Source organism: Maribacter dokdonensis DSW-8 (assembly GCF_001447995.1).
In the GTDB taxonomy this organism is placed as follows: Bacteria; Bacteroidota; Bacteroidia; order Flavobacteriales; family Flavobacteriaceae; genus Maribacter; species Maribacter dokdonensis.
In genome coordinates this window covers 495,802-512,796 of record NZ_LDPE01000001.1, presented here as the reverse complement: position 1 = coordinate 512,796, position 16,995 = coordinate 495,802, and the positions used below count along the sequence as shown (strand labels likewise).

Here is a 16,995-nt window from a genome sequence, read left to right as displayed (position 1 = left end):
CGAATTTACAAAGAAGCGCAATAGTGGTAAAAACTAACCGTTTATATTTGCAAAAACTTATTAAGAAATATGACACTTATAAAATCCATATCAGGAATACGAGGAACAATAGGAGGTAAGCCAGGAGACAACCTTACACCGATCGATGCAGTAAAATTTGCTGCTTCTTATGGGGTTTGGTTAAAAGAATACTCTAAAAAAGAAAAGTTAAAAGTGGTAATTGGTCGTGATGCTCGTTTGTCTGGTGAAATGATCCAAAATCTTGTTGTATCTACTTTGGTAGGTTTAGGTATAGATGTGGTTGATCTTGATTTGTCAACAACGCCAACAGTAGAAATAGCGGTACCTATGGAAAAGGCGGACGGCGGAATTATTCTAACCGCTAGTCATAACCCTAAGCAATGGAATGCTTTGAAATTACTCAATGAAAGAGGGGAGTTTTTGGATGCCGCCCAAGGTGCTAAAATTTTAGAAATTGCGGAAAAAGAAGATTTTGATTTCTCTGATGTTGATGATTTAGGGCAGATAAACAAGAATGATAGTTATATAGATATCCATATCGATGAAGTGTTGAATCTTTCTTTGATTGATGCAGAAGTCGTTAAAAAAGCAAAGTTTAAAGTTGTTGTGGATGGTGTGAATTCTACAGGAGGTATTGCCATTCCAAAATTATTAAAGGAATTTGGAGTAGAAGTAGTTGAGCTATATTGCAAGCCAACGGGTCATTTTCCACATAACCCAGAACCGTTAAAGGAGCATTTAAAAGATATTTGTGACCTAGTCGTGAAGGAAAATGCGGATTTTGGTATTGTTGTAGATCCAGATGTTGATCGTTTGGCCTTTATTAGCAATGATGGTGAAATGTTTGGCGAAGAATATACTTTGGTTGCTTGTGCAGATTACGTGCTTGGTAAGACCAAGGGGAATACGGTTTCTAATTTGTCATCTTCAAGAGCATTACGTGATATCACTCAAAAACACGGAGGTACCTATGAAGCTGCGGCAGTTGGTGAAGTGAACGTGGTAACAAAAATGAAGAGCAATAATGCTATCATTGGTGGTGAGGGTAACGGAGGTATTATCTACCCAGAGAGTCACTATGGTCGAGATTCTTTGGTGGGTACCGCATTGTTTTTAATGTTAATGGCTGAGAAAGGCGGTACTGTTGCAGAATTAAGGGCAAGCTATCCTAGCTATTTTATGAGCAAAAAGAAGATTGAGCTTACACCAGGTTTAGATGTAGACGGAATTTTAAAGTCAATGGCGGAAAAATATGCCGATGAAGAATTATCTACCATTGACGGTGTTAAAATTGATTTTGCAGAGAACTGGGTACACCTTAGAAAATCCAATACAGAACCTATTATAAGAATTTATACGGAAGCTAAAAGCCAAACCGAAGCCAATGATTTGGCAGATAGAATTATTGGTGAAATAAAATCTATTGCAGGTTTATAGCTTTAATTATACCTATTTAAAAACCCGAAAGTAAACAATCTACTTTCGGGTTTATTTTTGTTGCATGTTAATTTACGTCTGCAAAAGCCGCCGCTTTTTTATCTCTATGTTTCCAACGTTTATGGGTCCATAGATAATATTCCGGTTTTTCTCTTATCTGTTTTTCTGTTAGTCTAAGAAAAGTGTTGGTTATCTCGTGTTCCTTGGTTTCTTTGCTGTTTAGGGCAATAGGTATGAATTCGGCTTTGTAATGACCTCGTTTCACCTTGCTTACTTTTAAGAAGACCGTGGCCAATCCTGTTTTGCGCGCTAAAATTTCACCTCCGTTGAATATGGGTACGGTAATTCCCATAAAATCGGTCCAATAATGAGCTCTATGAGCTTGTGGAGATTGGTCGCTTACCATACCGTAAGTTGCCCTTACGTTATTTCTGAAATTTTTAATTACCGTTTTAGCGGTTTGTGCTTGGGTAATTAATGTGGTGTTCCATCTGGCTCTTACTTTTCTAATAAAATTGTCAAAATAAGAATTGTTTACTTTTTGGTAAACGGCATAGCCTTTGGAATGTACATAATTATTTATGCTAACGTTCCACTCCCAATTGGCGTAATGTGCGCATAATATAATGATGCTACGTTCTTTTTCAATTTCAAGCAAAACTTCCGGATTAACTATTTGATATTTTTTAGCAACGGACTCTTTACTGAGGTTCATGGTTTTGACCATTTCAAGAAAGGTGTCGCACAAATGTTTGTAGAAGTCTTTTTCAATACGATTTATTTCATTTTTGGATTTCTCGGGAAAGACCAAGTTTAAATTCTCTTGAACAACCTTTCTTCTGTAACCAAAAACGCGGTAAATGAAAAAGCAGGCAAAATCAGATAATCCATAAAACAAACGATGCGGCAAAATAGAAACAACCCATAAAAAAGGATAGATCAAAACAAAGGCCAATAGTTGCATGCTGAAAAAAATTATGGGCAAATATAACTATATTTGAAGCCAAATAAACAGTAGATAATGTACAACCTAGATTTAGCGACAATAGCAATAATTGCGGCAAATGTATTGGTTTCAATGAAAGGGTTTAATGATACCACCTTTTTTGAAAGATATAAATTTAGTATAGGGGCTATTAAAGCGGGACAGAAAGATCGTATGGCAACTTCTGGTTTTTTACATGTGGATATTTCGCATCTGTTGTTTAATATGTTGACGTTGTACTTTTTTGCTGGTGTTGTGATCAATTGGTTTGGTCAAACCCAGTTTTTAATAATTTATGCTGTTAGTCTTTTGGCTGGTAGTCTTTTGGCATTAAATTTTCATAAAGATGAGCCGTATTATTCTGCTGTTGGTGCTAGTGGTGCGGTAACCGGTATTTTATATGCTGCAATATTATTACAACCAAATATGCAATTGGGTATTATGTTCATACCAATTCCTGTTCCGGCATATGTTGTTGGTATTGGTTATTTATTATATTCTATATATGGTATGAAAAAACGATTGGGAAATATAGGTCATACGGCCCATTTTGGTGGCGCTATTGGTGGTTATGCCTGTACATTGTTGTTTATGCCTAGCTTATTACAGACCGATACTTTAATGGTGGGGTTATTGGCATTGCCAATTATTTTGCTTTTTGTTTTAGGCAAAATGGGAAAAATTTAAGTTTTTCTTAAGTTTTGTAATATTATTCTGTAAGATGGTCTAATATATAGTGCATTTCATCGGATTTCTCTGTGAATAGACAACAATACGGCAATTCGGGTCGTTAATGCAAAAACCCGAATTTAAAATGAAATCAAACCTATCTATCAGAAAATCATGGCTACTAGCTATTTCGGCAGTATTTTTTATTACAAGTTGTAGTGATGAAACCACGGTTTTTGAAAACCCCGAAGATAATTTAGTAAATGAAACAGATCAGTCAAAGCTTTTAAATAGTGTAAGTTTTGATGAAGCAGGTGTTCTTGATATTTATGAAGACCCATCTGCTAGCGCTAAAAGGTATAATACTACTGGCAAGGCAGAACCTGCTGGTGACTATCCGTTGACCTTGGTAGCTCAAATTGATCCTCCAACATTTACCAATGGAGAAAATTTAGCAGCAACACATGTCGCATTAGACGGTGATTATGGTTATGTCTCTTATAACACTGTAGGGCAAGACTATGTTGGAGCCATTGATGTCGTAGATATTAGTGACCCTAACAATCCTAGAGTTACATCTAGAGTGTATTACACCAATGCAGATTTGAATTCCATTGCTTATGATAATGGATATATATATGTAGCCGGTGGTGTAGACTCAGAACAATCTGTAACCGCCACGGCAAACTCGTTGGTTGCTAAAATAGCTGTTAGTGGTGGTAGAATAAATACATCTAACATAAGCTATGGGTTCCAAGAAGGTTTTAATGCAACAGATGTTCGTATTGTAAATAATGATGTTGTGGTAACTAGTGGACAAGACGGCTTTGTAGTTATTTATGATAAAAACGATTTAAGCGTAAAAAATGAAGCTGCTTTTTCAGATTTGCGCTCTGTAGCGTATAACGGTAGCGAGTTGGCGGTATTAGATGCTGCGGAAGGCGTTAGTTTTTTAGATACCAATTTAAATACTGTTAGAAGCATAGTTATACAATCAGATTTTGGAATAGATGCTAAGCGAACATTGGATTTTTTAGGCAATAATATTATTGTTTCTGAAGGCACAAAAGGAGCTGGAGTGTATAATAGTGCATCTGGAAGCTTTGTTGAGTATTTACCTATTTTAACTAATCCTGATAATGCAGAGCCTGGAGAAATTGTAACCAATGGTGTTGCAGTAAATGATGATGTTCTTTTAATGGCAAATGGAGCTGGCGGATTAAGTCTTTCAGAAACTAAAGCTGATAATACTGTTGGTGTAGGCGTTATTGAGCTTACGGGCTCCATAAATTATGTGGCATCAAAAGATGATTATATTTTTGCTGCCTCTGGTAAATCGGGCTTTCAGATTATTAAACTGAATAGACCAAGTGAGAGTTTAGAAGAAAGATGTTCAGAGCTTTCAAATTATTCTGGTAGCGCTAATCTGAACGTGAATAGCGGAGAAGAGCTGGCTTACAGTGGGTCAAAGAGGTTTAATAACGTAAATGTTAATGGTTCCTTATTACTTTGTGGATCATGGACAGTTAAAGAAGGTGTGGTTATTAATGCTAATGGCTTGTTCGAAATGAACGGTACCTTGGTTGTGGGTAGAAATAACCGTCAAAGAAATATAACCATCAATTCTGGTGCAACCTTAATTGTAGAAGGTGATTTAGTTATCTATGGTAATTTGGTACTAAATGATGGAGCTTCCATAGCATTTTTAGGTGATGATTCTGTAATTGCCGTAACTGGTGAGGTAATTAAAAATGGTGATGTTACCGTTACGGGTAATTTTAATGACTACTACAACAAGTTTTAAGACTAAAATCAAGTTATAAAAAAATCCCCTAGGCAACACCTAGGGGATTTTTTTATAAATGAACTCAAAAACTAGTTCAGTAATTCTGCAACCTTAGCCTCTAAGGCAGGTCCTCTTAAATTTTTAGCAATGATAACACCGTTTTCATCTAAAAGAAAAGCAGCTGGTATGGCATCAACATTATATAATTTTGCAATCTTATCATCAAAGTAAGCGATGTTGGAGATATGATTCCATTCCAAACCATCTTCGGCTATCGCTTTTTTCCAGGCTTCTTCGGTACGGTCTAAAGAGACGCCCAAGATATTTAGCCCTTTATCGTGGTACTTGTTGTAAACAGCAACAATATTGGGGTTTTCAGCTCTACATGGTCTGCACCATCCTGCCCAAAAATCTATTAATGTAACTTTTCCCATTACATCTTTTAATGCAAGAACGCTACCATCTAAACTAGGTCCTGAAAATTCTGGAGCCTTAGCGCCAATACTTGAATTTTTTCCGGCCTCTTCAGAAGCTTTTAATTTTTCTATGCCTTCTTGAATTTGTTTTCCTGTCTTGCTGTTTTTGATCTCTTCGGACAACGTTTTGTAAATTTCCTCGACTTCTTCCAATCCTACCGCTTTTGTTGCAATGGCTCTATCTAACACTAATGCGGAGATAAGTGCTTTTGGGTGGCTTTTAACGTAGTCCAATTCAAAGGTTTTGTACTCTTCTTGAAGTTCTTTCATTTCATCCTGCAGGGCAATAGCGGCCTCACCAGAAGCTGATTTCATATCTTGCTGTATAGATTGGGCTTGAAGGGAGATTTCTCTTGACTGTTTCATGTAATCGGCAAAAGCATCATTTTGAAATGTTCCGCTTATTTCAGCAAACCCCATACTGTCTCTTTGGGCGCTAAAATCAATTTCTCCATTTTCTAGTATTACCGCGGTATATCCTGGTAGTTGTTCTACAAAAATATAATGCAGTTCTGGTATATCGGCTTTACCGGTAAATGTAAACTCACCATTGGTAGTGGTTGCGGTATCTATATCCATTGGTTGGTTGTTCTCGCCAATGGTTTTGAGAAAAACACGGGTTCCATCCGTCAATTCCCCTCTTAGTTTGCCGTTAAGGGTAAAGCTTTCCGGTTTAGAATTACAACTGAACAATAAAATTCCGGCAAGCAGTATTACAATACTATTTTTCATATATCTCACTTAGGTTAAGCTACAAATGTACTTATATATGAGATATAAAAAAAGACCCTTAACGCAAGGTTAAAGGTCTTTTTTCTAATACTATTATTGTAGTTAGAACTGGTATCTAATTCCTAGTCCTATATCAAAATCAAAATTGTCCGAGAACCCATCATATCCTATGACGCCAAGTTCTGGTCTAAAGTCTAGAGATAGAATTAGGGGTATGTCAAAATTGTATTCAATACCTATATCTCCGGCCGCAAATATAAAAAGACCGCCATCATTGTCGTTATTGGGGTTGTTTGGGAAGTCTACGCTTCCTAAACCGCCACCAACACCGTAATACCAATTGAAATCTCCTTCAATAGGTCTTACCCATTGGTAAAGACCGGCTAACTTAAAAGCGTCAAAGTTTCTGCTATCTCTCCATCCTAGGTCAAATTCTGCTCTAGTGTATCTAGTTAGTGATTTTTGATAACTGATCTCTGCGCCAAAGCCATCGCTATCTCCTAATCTTAATCCAAGTGCGTGATCGGCAATATCTTGAGCGGAAATTGTACATGTTGCCAGTAAGGACAACGCTATAATACTTTTAAAAATCTTCATATAGTTATAGGTTTTTGTGATGAAAAATGAGCTAATTTATAATGTGGCTCACACAATAAAACTTAATTTAGCAATCAAAATTGTGTTACGTTGGATAATAATTTGCTTTCAAAGTTACGAGAAGATTTAGAGGGAGATGTACAATTTGATAATCTTACCAAAACACTTTATGCTACCGATGCATCGGTGTATCGTAAAATACCATTAGGTGCGGCTTTTCCAAAATCTGTTGAGGATATAAAGAAAATAGTGCGTTTTGCCAATGATGAAAACATTAGTCTTATACCTAGAACTGCAGGTACTTCATTAGCGGGCCAATGTGTTGGCGATGGTTTGGTTGTAGATGTGTCAAAACATTTAACCGGCATTATTCGTGTGGATGAGGCTAAAAAACAGGTTACTGTTCAACCGGGAGTCATTAGGGATGAACTGAACGAATATCTAAAGCCATACGGATTGTTTTTTGGTCCTAATACATCAACATCTAATAGGTGTATGATCGGTGGTATGGTAGGTAATAATTCCTCTGGTACCACATCTATTCAGTATGGAGTTACCAGAGATAAAGTTATCTCGATGAAAACTGTATTGTCCGATGGTAGCGAAGCAGAGTTCGGAAGGATTTCTACAGAAGAATTTAAACAAAAACTACAGGAAAATACATTTGAAGCTTCACTTTATAAAAAGGTATATAATGAGCTATCAAATAAGGAAATAGCTTCGGAAATTAAGGAGAATTTTCCAAAACCAGAAATTCATAGGAGAAGTACTGGGTACGCTGTTGATGAGCTATTGAAAACAGATATTTTTGGGGGTGATTTGTCTTATTTTAATATGGCGGAACTACTATGTGGAAGCGAAGGTACATTAGCTTTTACAACAGAAATAACCGTGCAATTAGACTCTTTACCGCCTGCACTTTCTGCTATGGTAATCACCCATTATACCACCTTGGAAGATTGTTTGATGGATGTTGTTCCGGTGATGGAGCATCCATTACAACTATGTGAAATGATGGATAAGGTTATTCTGGATTGTACTAAGAATAACCGCGCTCAATTGGCGAATAGGTTTTTTGTTGAAGGTGATCCAGCGGCCTTGTTGATGCTGCAAGTATCTGCGCATACAAAGAAGGAATTGGAAGATGCGGTTGCGGCATTGCAAAAAACAATTGCAAATTCAGGTTTAAGTTATGCCAATCCTGTATTGTACGGTGATCAAATTGCCAAGGCTATTGAGCTGCGCAAGGCAGGTTTAGGGCTCTTAGGTAATATTGTGGGAGATATGAAGGCGGTAGCATGTATAGAAGATACGGCTGTAGCATTGCCAGATTTAAAAGATTTTATTGCTGAGTTTTCCTTGATTATGAAGGGTTATGGTCAAAGTGCGGTTTATTATGCCCATGCAGGGGCGGGTGAGCTCCATTTAAGACCAATTCTCAACCTGAAAAAATCTGCCGATGTGGGCTTGTTCAGGGCAATAACAACCGATGTTGCCAAGTTGACCAAGAAATATAAAGGTTCTTTTAGTGGGGAGCACGGAGACGGTATTGTGCGTGCCGAGTTCATACCCTTAATGATTGGGCAAAAAAACTATGAATTGTTAAGAAGGATAAAATCATATTTTGACCCTAAAGGAATTTTCAATCCCGGTAAAATTGTTGATGCCTACCCAATGGACCAGTCTTTTAGGTACGAAGTTGACCGTAAAGAGCCAGAGGTTGATACGTTGATGGATTTCTCTGATAGTCAAGGTATTTTGAAAGCTGCTGAAAAATGTAATGGAAGCGGCGACTGTAGAAAAACAGACAAAGCAAAAGGCGGAATGTGTCCGAGCTACCATGCTACAAAAAATGAAAAAGATACCACAAGGGGTAGAGCCAATACCTTACGGGAATTTTTGACCAACCCAAATAGTTCTGCCAAAAATAGATTTGACAGCCCTGAAATTAAAGAGGCTTTTGATCTCTGTTTAAGTTGTAAGGCGTGTGCAAGTGAGTGTCCCAGCAATGTAGATGTGTCTACTTTAAAAGCAGAGTTTTTGTATCAATATCAAGAAGCGAACGGATATTCTTTACGCGGTAAATTGTTTGCCTATAATACTAAATTAAATGGTTTGGGCAGTAAGGTCTCTGGCTTGACCAATGCGGTATACGATTCTAAATTTCTTGGAGGATTATTGAAGAAAACCAGCGGTGTGGCAAAAGAAAGAAGCTTGCCAAAGGTTTATAGCTTTAATTTTGATAAACATCTTCAAAAATTTGATAATAAGAAAGTTATAAAAAGTAAGAAGGTTGTACTGTTTATAGATGAATTTACTCGCTATTTGGATATTGAAGTTGGTAAAGATGCTATTGAATTGATGACAAAACTTGGTTATGATGTTTCATTGTACTATGCTGAAAGCGGAAGAACATTCCTTTCAAAAGGGTTTTTGAAACAGGCTCAAAAATTAGCTATCAAGAATTCTGAACAATTACAGAAATTCGCAGATGCCGGGTTGCCGGTTTTAGGTTTGGAGCCTTCGGCAATTTTGTCATTTAGGGATGAATATAAGCGAATGACCGGTGATAGAGAAGTTGCACAGAAAATTGCTGATAATTCATTTTTAATTGAGGAGTTTTTAGCAAAGGAGGTAAGCGATGGCAATTTAGATGCGACCAGTTTTACAACTAATGCCAAAGACATTAAGATTCATAATCATTGTCATCAAAAAGCGCTGAGTAACCAGAAAGTTACCTTTGATATTTTGAATCTCCCCAGCAATTATAAAGTGACTATTATACCTTCTGGGTGTTGTGGTATGGCAGGTTCTTTTGGTTATGAGGAAGAACATTACGAGACTAGTATGAAAATTGGTAGTTTAAAACTTTTTCCTGCAGTAAATAAATCTTCGGTAGAAACCATTATAGCTGCAAATGGAACAAGTTGTAGGCACCAAATTTTTGACGGGACCAAGAGAATCGCGAAACATCCGGTGAGTGTTTTAAAAGAAGCTTTAATTGCTTAGTTATCGGTAAAACCGTCTTTTGCTTTTTTAGACTCCCGTTCTTTTCTTTGGGTAATGGTAGCAATTAGCTCGTTCATGTTCATAGATTTGAGTTCTTCATCCATATAGAAAGATGCTAGTTTGTCATTTTCATATCGGTATAGTTTCCAACGTTTAAAAGAATATTCCAGGGCGGTCATATGTTTTACCCAATCGCCAGAATTTAAGTATAGACATTCGCCCTTTTTGGTTTCAAAAAGCTGTTTGTTGGGAGAATGGCTATGGCCACAGACCACATGGTCATAATGATGGTTTACCGCCATTTTTACAACGTTATTTTCAAATAGGGAGATTTGGCTTGGATCTCTTTCACCATAATCTAATTCAGGATTGGAGAACGGCTTGTTTTTCTTACCGAACAGTCCTAAAACCTTGGTCTTTAATTTTGCTAGTTTTAACAAGGTATCAAAACCCGCTTCACCAAAATTCAATAACCAATGGGAATGTCTAAATGAAAAGTCAAAAATATCGCCATGAAAAAAAAGTGTGTTTTTGCCATTTAGCTTTAGAGAAAGTCTATTTGACACTTGAATGGTACCCATATAGATGTCATCTATTTTTCTAAAAGGTTCGTCCTTGTTGCCTGTTATGTAGTGTACCACAGTTCCCTTTGCCGCTAATGAGAATATTTTCTTGACCACCTTTAAATGTGCTGGAGGAAAGTAATTATTGCGCATTCTTTTTGCGTCAATAATGTCACCGTTAAGAATTAGTATTTTAGGATCAATACTAGATAGGTATGTTAGTAATTCTTCCGCGTGACAAGCGTATGAGCCTAAGTGAATATCAGATAGAACCGCTATTTCAAGACGACGTTTTTTCAATGAGGGTAATTTTTAGGACAAAATTAAACCTAATGGTATACATGCCAGTCATTTGGAGGGTCAACAATCTATAATGATTAGGTTAATTAATCATTATCACAAAACAGTTAGGTTAAGGTAATATTAAGCACTTTATAAATTTTTCTTTCATGCATTTAACATTTACCTTTGAAGCTTGTGAAATGGTAAGTAGTGATAACTTACGTACATAAAAAGAACGTACTTAATTATGGCAGGTAATAGCTTTGGAAATATATTTAGGGTAAGCACATTTGGAGAATCTCATGGTAGGGCAATTGGTGGAGTGATAGATGGTTGTCCTTCTGAAATTGAATTGGATTTTGAAGCCATACAAAGAGATTTAGATCGTCGTAAACCTGGGCAGTCTGCTATAGTTACCCAGCGTAAAGAGCCGGATGAAGTAGAATTCTATTCCGGTATTTTTGAAGGTAAGACCACAGGTACTCCAATTGGTTTTGCTATACGTAATACCAACCAGAAGTCTAAGGATTATGGTCATATTAAAGATTCTTACAGACCGTCTCATGCAGATTATGTATATGATCAAAAGTATGGTTTTAGAGATTATCGTGGTGGAGGAAGAAGTTCAGCAAGGGAAACAGCTAGTAGGGTAGTGGCAGGTGCCATTGCAAAACAGTTCTTAAAAGGAATTGAGATACAAGCCTTTGTTTCACAAGTGGGTAATTTGGGCTTAGGTAAGCACTATACGGAATTAGATCTTTCTCTAACGGAATCCAATGTGGTGAGATGTCCTGATTCGGAAATGGCCGCTAAGATGGAAGAGTATATAAAATCCATTAAAAAGGAAGGTGATACCATAGGTGGAATAATTACCTGTGTCGCCAAAAATGTACCGATTGGTTTGGGTGAACCTGTATTTGATAAGTTACACGCTGAATTGGGCAAGGCAATGCTATCGATCAATGCTGTTAAAGGCTTTGAATATGGAAGTGGTTTTGAAGGTGTAAAGATGAAAGGTAGTGCACATAACGATCAATTTAATAGTGACGGATCTACAAAGACTAATTTCAGTGGTGGTATTCAAGGGGGAATAAGTAACGGAATGGATGTTTACTTCAATGTTGCATTTAAACCAGTGGCTACAGTAATACAAGGCTATGAAACTATTGATAAAGAGGGTAATATGGTGAAAACACAGGGTAAGGGAAGACACGATCCATGTGTAGTACCAAGAGCGGTACCCATTGTTGAAGCTATGACGGCATTGGTATTAGCGGACTATACACTTATGAATAGAACTATTAAATTATAGGTTCGTTTTTAGCACTTTTCCTTGCAAAATACTATCTTACTTCCCTAAACTAAATTATTTATGAGGAAGCTTGAGTTGCATTGGCAAATTCTATTGGGAATGTTGGCAGGGGTTTTATTTGCTTTAGCAATGGTTCAATTGGAATGGGGTCCAAAATTTATTTCAGATTGGATCAAACCATTTGGTAACATTTTTATCAACTCATTAAAATTAATAGCGGTACCACTTATTTTGGGCTCGTTAATAAAAGGAGTATCGGATTTGAAGGATATTTCTAAGCTTTCACAGATGGGAGGGCGCACAATAGCTATATACATTGCCACTACCGTTATTGCCGTTACCATAGGTTTAGGGGTAGTAAATATTGTGAAACCTGGAGGCTCAATTACCGAACAGACAAGAACTGAACTGGTTGAAAACTACAAAGGTGATGCCGATGCCATAAAGTCTAAAGCGGAAAAGCAAAAAGAGGCGGGCCCGTTACAAGCTCTAGAAGATTTGGTGCCTAGTAATATATTTAATGCAGCTTCTGATAATGGAAACATGCTGCAAGTGATATTTTTTGCCATTTTCTTTGGTATAGGATTGATACTCATACCTGAAGAACAAGCAACACCTGTAAAAAAGTTCTTTGATGGTTTTAATGAAGTAATTCTAAAGCTTATAGATTTAATTATGCTGGCGGCACCATATGGTGTATTTGCTTTATTGGCTGCCTTAATCGTGGAATCTCCAAGTATGGACCTCTTTAAAGCCTTGGCTTGGTATGCTTTCTGTGTTGTTCTTGGGCTTTCGCTAATGTTAGGTGTATATCTACTTTTGGTTTGGATTTTTACTAAAACTTCTCCAAGTAAGTTCATGAAAGGTATGTCACCGGCACAACTTCTAGCTTTTTCAACAAGTTCTAGTGCTGCTACGCTGCCGGTCACCATGGAAAGGGTAGAGGAGCATTTGGGGGTAGATGAAGAAGTAACAAGTTTTGTATTGCCAATTGGTGCAACTATAAATATGGATGGTACTAGTTTATACCAAGCTATTGCAGCGGTTTTTATTGCTCAAGCTTTTGGTATGGAGCTTAGTCTTTCCGCGCAATTGGGTATTATTGTAACGGCTACCCTTGCATCAATAGGAAGCGCTGCGGTACCGGGAGCTGGTATGGTAATGCTGGTTATTGTTCTTGCGCAAGCAGGAATACCTGAAGCTGGATTAGCGCTCATATTTGCTGTAGATAGACCATTGGATATGTGTAGAACGGTAATAAACGTCTCTGGTGACGCTTCCGTTTCTATGATGGTAGCGAAGTCAGTTGATAAGTTGCACGAACCAAAGGTTAAGAATTGGGACGATAATTATAAAAAATAACTTTTTCAATCATTGTACTTGCGGTAGGCTGCGGTACTGAACATGAACAACCCGTAGCAAACCAAACCGGCAGCAACAAAACCTAATAAATATTTTCCATAAGCTTGATCTTGTATAAATGAAAAAGCTTCCGCAGTACCTTTGACTTGTTTAGAAGAGGCATTTAAATCAATTCCTGTTGACAGAAAAAAATAGGAAATAATACTGGTGACAATGCCTCTGGATAGTAAACCGGCATAACCCATTCTTTTAATATATTTTCGTGTGTTCAGTGATGTGACGGATTGTATGGCAAAGTTGTTAATGAAATTACCTTTATAGATTTTAACAAATTGATATACCGCTTTTATGCCAAGGGCACCTCCAGTGATAATAAAAATCAGGGAGCGGGTGGATGTATTTAATATAGGTTCTTTGCTGTTTTCACCTGTACTATAAATAGAAAATAAACCGAACGCTTCGGCAATGGCAATTAAGCCTAGTGAGAAATAAATGATTCCGCTTATGGAAAAACTAATTCGTTTTACCAAACCTTTAAAATCGGTTCCAATGCCTTCAGGGTCGTTTACCCCTTGTATCAATCTCCAAATGCCATAGCAAATAAGTCCTACACCTAGTAAAACTATAATTACAGAGCCTAGGGTTTGTTGTTCCAAATAGCTAATAATTGAAATTTTTCCAGCTTTTCTTCCTCCCATATTAAATGCCGATAAGAAAGCTAGAATTCCTGTAATGGAAAATACGATGCCTTTGGAAATGTAACCGCTAAGGGCAATTTTTTTTATAGTATCGTTCATTATTGTTTGGATGAATAAGTTTTCCTGGGATTGGGTAGCAATTGGATATTTTAATTTAATTCTTTTTTGATTTCTCATTTAACTTATCGGCTCCATCGGCGGCATCCTTAAAATTTAAATCATCATCTGTAATATCCTTATAAGCCTGTATCCATGCATTTCTGAAAATTCGCGTAACTGTGGGCCAGATTTTTGTTTTGACGCTGTTAAGGTCTCCTTCAACCGGAATTTTAGTGGCGAGCGTATCTTGCTTATGATTTTTAAGAATGAATTTAAAAAAGCCAACAAAGCCTTCCCATAAGGTTTTCAAGAAGCCGTCATCTTTTCCAATGAGTTTGGCATTTTTTAAAATAGGTTTAAACGAACCCTTTAAATATCCATCGGCAATGGCAAGTTCTCCGAACAAATCAAATGAACCTTCATCAAAATCAATTCCGGCGTAGTGGTTGGTAAAGTCGTTAAGAGCCGTTGCATTGGCATTTTCCAAGCTAAAAGTAATATCCATATCCGGTATTTCTTTTACCAAATTCATATCACCTTCTAATATTACATCACCATTACCGATAGAAGTGGCAGTAGCCTTAATGTTAGATGGTAACGTTCTTGATTTTTCAACTACATTTCTTAAGTTGGTTGCGGAGAGTTCTACATGAGACAAGTGCAGATCTATGTTGGGGTCAGCTTGCAGCTGTAAAAATGCAAGTTTTCCTTTTTTAACTGTAAATCGGTTAATATCAATAGGAACTAGGTCGGTTAAAGCTTTTGTCCAATCTTCAGCATCAGCCTGTGTAGTGGAGTCTTGTTGGTCTTCAAAAATATAAATGACCGTAGGTTCTCTCATTTCGATTTCACTAACGATTCTTCCATTAAATAGGGCATTCCACTCAATGGAAATATCCGTTTCTTTAAAATCTAAAAACGGCACTTCCGTATTGCCGTTAACTGTATTGAGGTACATACCGTGTATGGTGTAGGCACCCCGAATAATAGATAGATCAATGTCTTCAACTTGACCATAATATCCAGGAATGTCCGCAAGAACATTATTTACGTAATTTTTTACGATGTAGGGTAGGGAGAGCCGTATAGCAATTAGAAAAACTATTAGTGTGATAGGTATTACATATCTTTTTTTCTTATACCGTTTCCTATTTAAATCGCTCATTAAATTCAATGTTTATATCAATGTTGATAATATAAGTCATTGATAATAAATGTATGAGCTTAAATGTTAATTGGAGTAAAACTATACTTATTAGAATTAAAATTTAAATTTAGGAGGGGAATTCAAGAGATTAGATGAATTTGCTTTTTAATTCTTCACTCGGAATCATACAATTATCTTTTTTACCATACCATTTGTATCTATTTCTGGCAATAAAATCGTATACGATATTTCTTAAAGACTCGGGTAGCCACAGTAAAATGGAAGATATTGCCTTAAGTCCTTTTAAATGTTTTCCAATTTCAAGAGCTGCTGTGGATTTTGTGTAATAGGCAATATTGGGTTCTATAAGAATTATAGAGTCAACTTCTTGGGTGTCAATATTTCGTTCTGTTAATAGCCTTTTTCCTGTTTCACTTTGTAACGCGGCAAATTGGAATACATCGTTAACATCTCGCTTAATTACAAATTGCACACTATTGTTGCATAAGTTGCAAACGCCATCAAAGAGAATTATTTTTTTAGATTGTTCCACATTGTAAAGATACATTAGAGTAAGTGTACCTAATTAAATTTTATGATCTATTTAAGGAAATGAAAGTAAGTTTAAATAAGTCCGCTAAGAGGATAAAGCAAAAATTTTAAGTTCGATTATAAAGAAATTCAAGTTGGAGCGAGAATAGGGGTATGGTTTAAATAAAAAAACACTTACAAAAAATCATATACGATTTTTTGTAAGTGTTTGATTGTCAATTGATATAAATTCTAATCAAACCATTATGGTCTAATTTGAATTCATCTTTTTTAGTAATGATCAGTTACAACTTTTCTTAGGGTAACTTGTGCGGTTTGCTCGTAGTCATCATGCCAGCCAAAGTAGTTTCCGGTTTTAAAATAATTTTGATAAGCATATCCATTACCAACATAATCATACATTAGGGTGTAGTCAATAGAAATATCTTTTGCTTCACATTCTAATGCGTAGTAACACTTACCATCTTCTATTTTTAATTTAAAAGTAAATATTTCGTTATCAACGTCGGCCACATCTATCTTGTTGTCGTATGTACTGGTCCATGGCTCGTTATCATTAGGTACGGTGTAGTAATCTAATTGAATGGTTCCGCTGTTCCATCTTATCTTAACAGTTGCTGGTGACCCCTCTAAACCTTCAGTTTCTTTTCCGTGAATCTGTGCAATTATTGTTCTACCGTTACCTTCAACAAAATCAACGTTCAAGGTAGTTTCCAATATATGAGTTCCTTCATCCATATACCAGTTATCATCCGTGCTTTGATTGCCTTGCCAGAATTCTCTTAATTCCGTTCTGCAATATTTATCGCCCAATTCAGAAGTACCAGAAGTGGTGAATCCTGTAAATCTCGTGAACATGGTATACGTACCATCATCATTTTTATAAAAATACTCGGACTCCTCATTAGTTAATTGCTCATTTACAATATCCTCGTAAAAAATAGAGGTGGCCTTACCATCGCCATTGTCAATAGGAACAGATAAGTACCAATTTTCCCAAACAATGAGACTTTCTTCATTTTCAATTTCTGGTTCTTCTTCTGGTTCTTCCTCTTCATTAATCTCGGTCTCTTCTACTAAAACTTCGGTCGTTTCTTCTTGTTCAATAACCGTATTGTCAGATGAAGAACATGATAATACATTAAGAACAATGCCTAATGATAATAGACTACAAAAATGTTTTTTCATATCGTTTACTTAACTTTTGGGGGATTATATTGTTTTAATAGAACGTATATATCATTGAATTCTTATGAGTACCGAATAAG

General features: G+C 36.5%; 14 protein-coding genes. 6 read left to right on the top strand and 8 right to left on the bottom strand.

Going from position 1 to position 16,995, the window contains the following annotated elements; genetic code table 11:
• Positions 1 to 69 precede the first annotated feature (69 nt).
• The gene (gene glmM, locus I600_RS02355) at positions 70 to 1,458 is read left to right on the top strand and encodes a phosphoglucosamine mutase (protein ID WP_058102902.1); all 1,389 of its coding nucleotides are present in this window, start codon (positions 70 to 72) and stop codon (positions 1,456 to 1,458) included.
• Between the two features lie 67 nt (positions 1,459 to 1,525).
• Here glmM and I600_RS02350 read toward each other — a convergent pair whose 3' ends face one another.
• Complete coding sequence (locus tag I600_RS02350; protein ID WP_317038717.1) at positions 1,526 to 2,443, bottom strand: lysophospholipid acyltransferase family protein; 918 nt, start codon at positions 2,441 to 2,443, stop codon at positions 1,526 to 1,528.
• A gap of 36 nt (positions 2,444 to 2,479) precedes the next feature.
• Between I600_RS02350 and I600_RS02345 the strand changes: the two genes are divergently transcribed.
• The gene (locus I600_RS02345) at positions 2,480 to 3,130 is read left to right on the top strand and encodes a rhomboid family intramembrane serine protease (protein ID WP_058102900.1); all 651 of its coding nucleotides are present in this window, start codon (positions 2,480 to 2,482) and stop codon (positions 3,128 to 3,130) included.
• A gap of 127 nt (positions 3,131 to 3,257) precedes the next feature.
• Entirely contained in the window at positions 3,258 to 4,916 is a 1,659-nt protein-coding gene (locus I600_RS02340; protein WP_058102899.1) for an LVIVD repeat-containing protein, read from the top strand.
• Between the two features lie 71 nt (positions 4,917 to 4,987).
• Here the strand turns inward: I600_RS02340 and I600_RS02335 are convergent, their stop codons facing one another.
• Together I600_RS02335 and I600_RS02330 are read right to left on the bottom strand one after the other, a co-directional pair.
• Positions 4,988 to 6,106 carry a TlpA disulfide reductase family protein gene (locus I600_RS02335; protein WP_058102898.1) on the bottom strand — a complete coding sequence of 373 codons (1,119 nt, stop codon included), beginning with the start codon at positions 6,104 to 6,106 and terminating at the stop codon, positions 4,988 to 4,990.
• Positions 6,107 to 6,208: 102 nt separating this feature from the next.
• Positions 6,209 to 6,703, bottom strand: coding sequence for a hypothetical protein (locus I600_RS02330; protein ID WP_058102897.1), 495 nt, complete (start codon positions 6,701 to 6,703; stop codon positions 6,209 to 6,211).
• A 90-nt stretch (positions 6,704 to 6,793) separates the two neighbouring features.
• On the opposite strand from I600_RS02330, the gene I600_RS02325 reads away from it, so the two are divergent.
• Positions 6,794 to 9,712: an FAD-binding and (Fe-S)-binding domain-containing protein gene (locus I600_RS02325; protein WP_058102896.1), complete on the top strand. Its 2,919-nt coding sequence runs from the start codon at positions 6,794 to 6,796 to the stop codon at positions 9,710 to 9,712.
• On the opposite strand, the gene I600_RS02320 is transcribed toward I600_RS02325, so the two are convergent.
• Positions 9,709 to 10,575 (bottom strand): UDP-2,3-diacylglucosamine diphosphatase, encoded by an 867-nt coding sequence (locus I600_RS02320; protein WP_058102895.1) that lies wholly within the window; start codon positions 10,573 to 10,575, stop codon positions 9,709 to 9,711. The two genes, I600_RS02325 and I600_RS02320, sit on opposite strands and share 4 nt — an antisense overlap.
• A gap of 229 nt (positions 10,576 to 10,804) precedes the next feature.
• On the opposite strand from I600_RS02320, the gene aroC reads away from it, so the two are divergent.
• Positions 10,805 to 11,869, top strand: a complete 1,065-nt coding sequence (gene aroC / locus I600_RS02315) for a chorismate synthase (protein WP_058102894.1) — start codon at positions 10,805 to 10,807, stop codon at positions 11,867 to 11,869.
• 60 nt (positions 11,870 to 11,929) lie between these two features.
• Positions 11,930 to 13,231, top strand: a complete 1,302-nt coding sequence (locus I600_RS02310; RefSeq protein WP_058102893.1) for a dicarboxylate/amino acid:cation symporter — start codon at positions 11,930 to 11,932, stop codon at positions 13,229 to 13,231.
• Positions 13,232 to 13,236: 5 nt separating this feature from the next.
• On the opposite strand, the gene I600_RS02305 is transcribed toward I600_RS02310, so the two are convergent.
• The 4 genes from I600_RS02305 to I600_RS02290 all read right to left on the bottom strand — a co-directional run bounded on the left by I600_RS02305 (position 13,237) and on the right by I600_RS02290 (position 16,915).
• Positions 13,237 to 14,028 (bottom strand): DUF1206 domain-containing protein, encoded by a 792-nt coding sequence (locus I600_RS02305; RefSeq protein WP_167342511.1) that lies wholly within the window; start codon positions 14,026 to 14,028, stop codon positions 13,237 to 13,239.
• A 55-nt stretch (positions 14,029 to 14,083) separates the two neighbouring features.
• Positions 14,084 to 15,193 (bottom strand): DUF748 domain-containing protein, encoded by a 1,110-nt coding sequence (locus I600_RS02300; RefSeq protein ID WP_058102891.1) that lies wholly within the window; start codon positions 15,191 to 15,193, stop codon positions 14,084 to 14,086.
• Positions 15,194 to 15,323: 130 nt separating this feature from the next.
• Positions 15,324 to 15,743 (bottom strand): thiol-disulfide oxidoreductase DCC family protein, encoded by a 420-nt coding sequence (locus I600_RS02295; RefSeq protein ID WP_058102890.1) that lies wholly within the window; start codon positions 15,741 to 15,743, stop codon positions 15,324 to 15,326.
• A gap of 254 nt (positions 15,744 to 15,997) precedes the next feature.
• Positions 15,998 to 16,915: a polysaccharide lyase family 7 protein gene (locus I600_RS02290; protein WP_058102889.1), complete on the bottom strand. Its 918-nt coding sequence runs from the start codon at positions 16,913 to 16,915 to the stop codon at positions 15,998 to 16,000.
• Positions 16,916 to 16,995 lie beyond the last annotated feature (80 nt).

Coding starts and splice junctions, on each gene's coding strand:
- aroC (WP_058102894.1), top strand. CDS start 10,805: ATGGCAGGTAATAGCTTTGGAAATATATTTAGGGTAAGCACATTTGGA.
- I600_RS02290 (WP_058102889.1), bottom strand. CDS start 16,915: ATGAAAAAACATTTTTGTAGTCTATTATCATTAGGCATTGTTCTTAAT.
- glmM (WP_058102902.1), top strand. CDS start 70: ATGACACTTATAAAATCCATATCAGGAATACGAGGAACAATAGGAGGT.
- I600_RS02305 (WP_167342511.1), bottom strand. CDS start 14,028: ATGAACGATACTATAAAAAAAATTGCCCTTAGCGGTTACATTTCCAAA.
- I600_RS02345 (WP_058102900.1), top strand. CDS start 2,480: ATGTACAACCTAGATTTAGCGACAATAGCAATAATTGCGGCAAATGTA.
- I600_RS02295 (WP_058102890.1), bottom strand. CDS start 15,743: ATGTATCTTTACAATGTGGAACAATCTAAAAAAATAATTCTCTTTGAT.
- I600_RS02335 (WP_058102898.1), bottom strand. CDS start 6,106: ATGAAAAATAGTATTGTAATACTGCTTGCCGGAATTTTATTGTTCAGT.
- I600_RS02300 (WP_058102891.1), bottom strand. CDS start 15,193: ATGAGCGATTTAAATAGGAAACGGTATAAGAAAAAAAGATATGTAATA.
- I600_RS02310 (WP_058102893.1), top strand. CDS start 11,930: ATGAGGAAGCTTGAGTTGCATTGGCAAATTCTATTGGGAATGTTGGCA.
- I600_RS02330 (WP_058102897.1), bottom strand. CDS start 6,703: ATGAAGATTTTTAAAAGTATTATAGCGTTGTCCTTACTGGCAACATGT.
- I600_RS02340 (WP_058102899.1), top strand. CDS start 3,258: ATGAAATCAAACCTATCTATCAGAAAATCATGGCTACTAGCTATTTCG.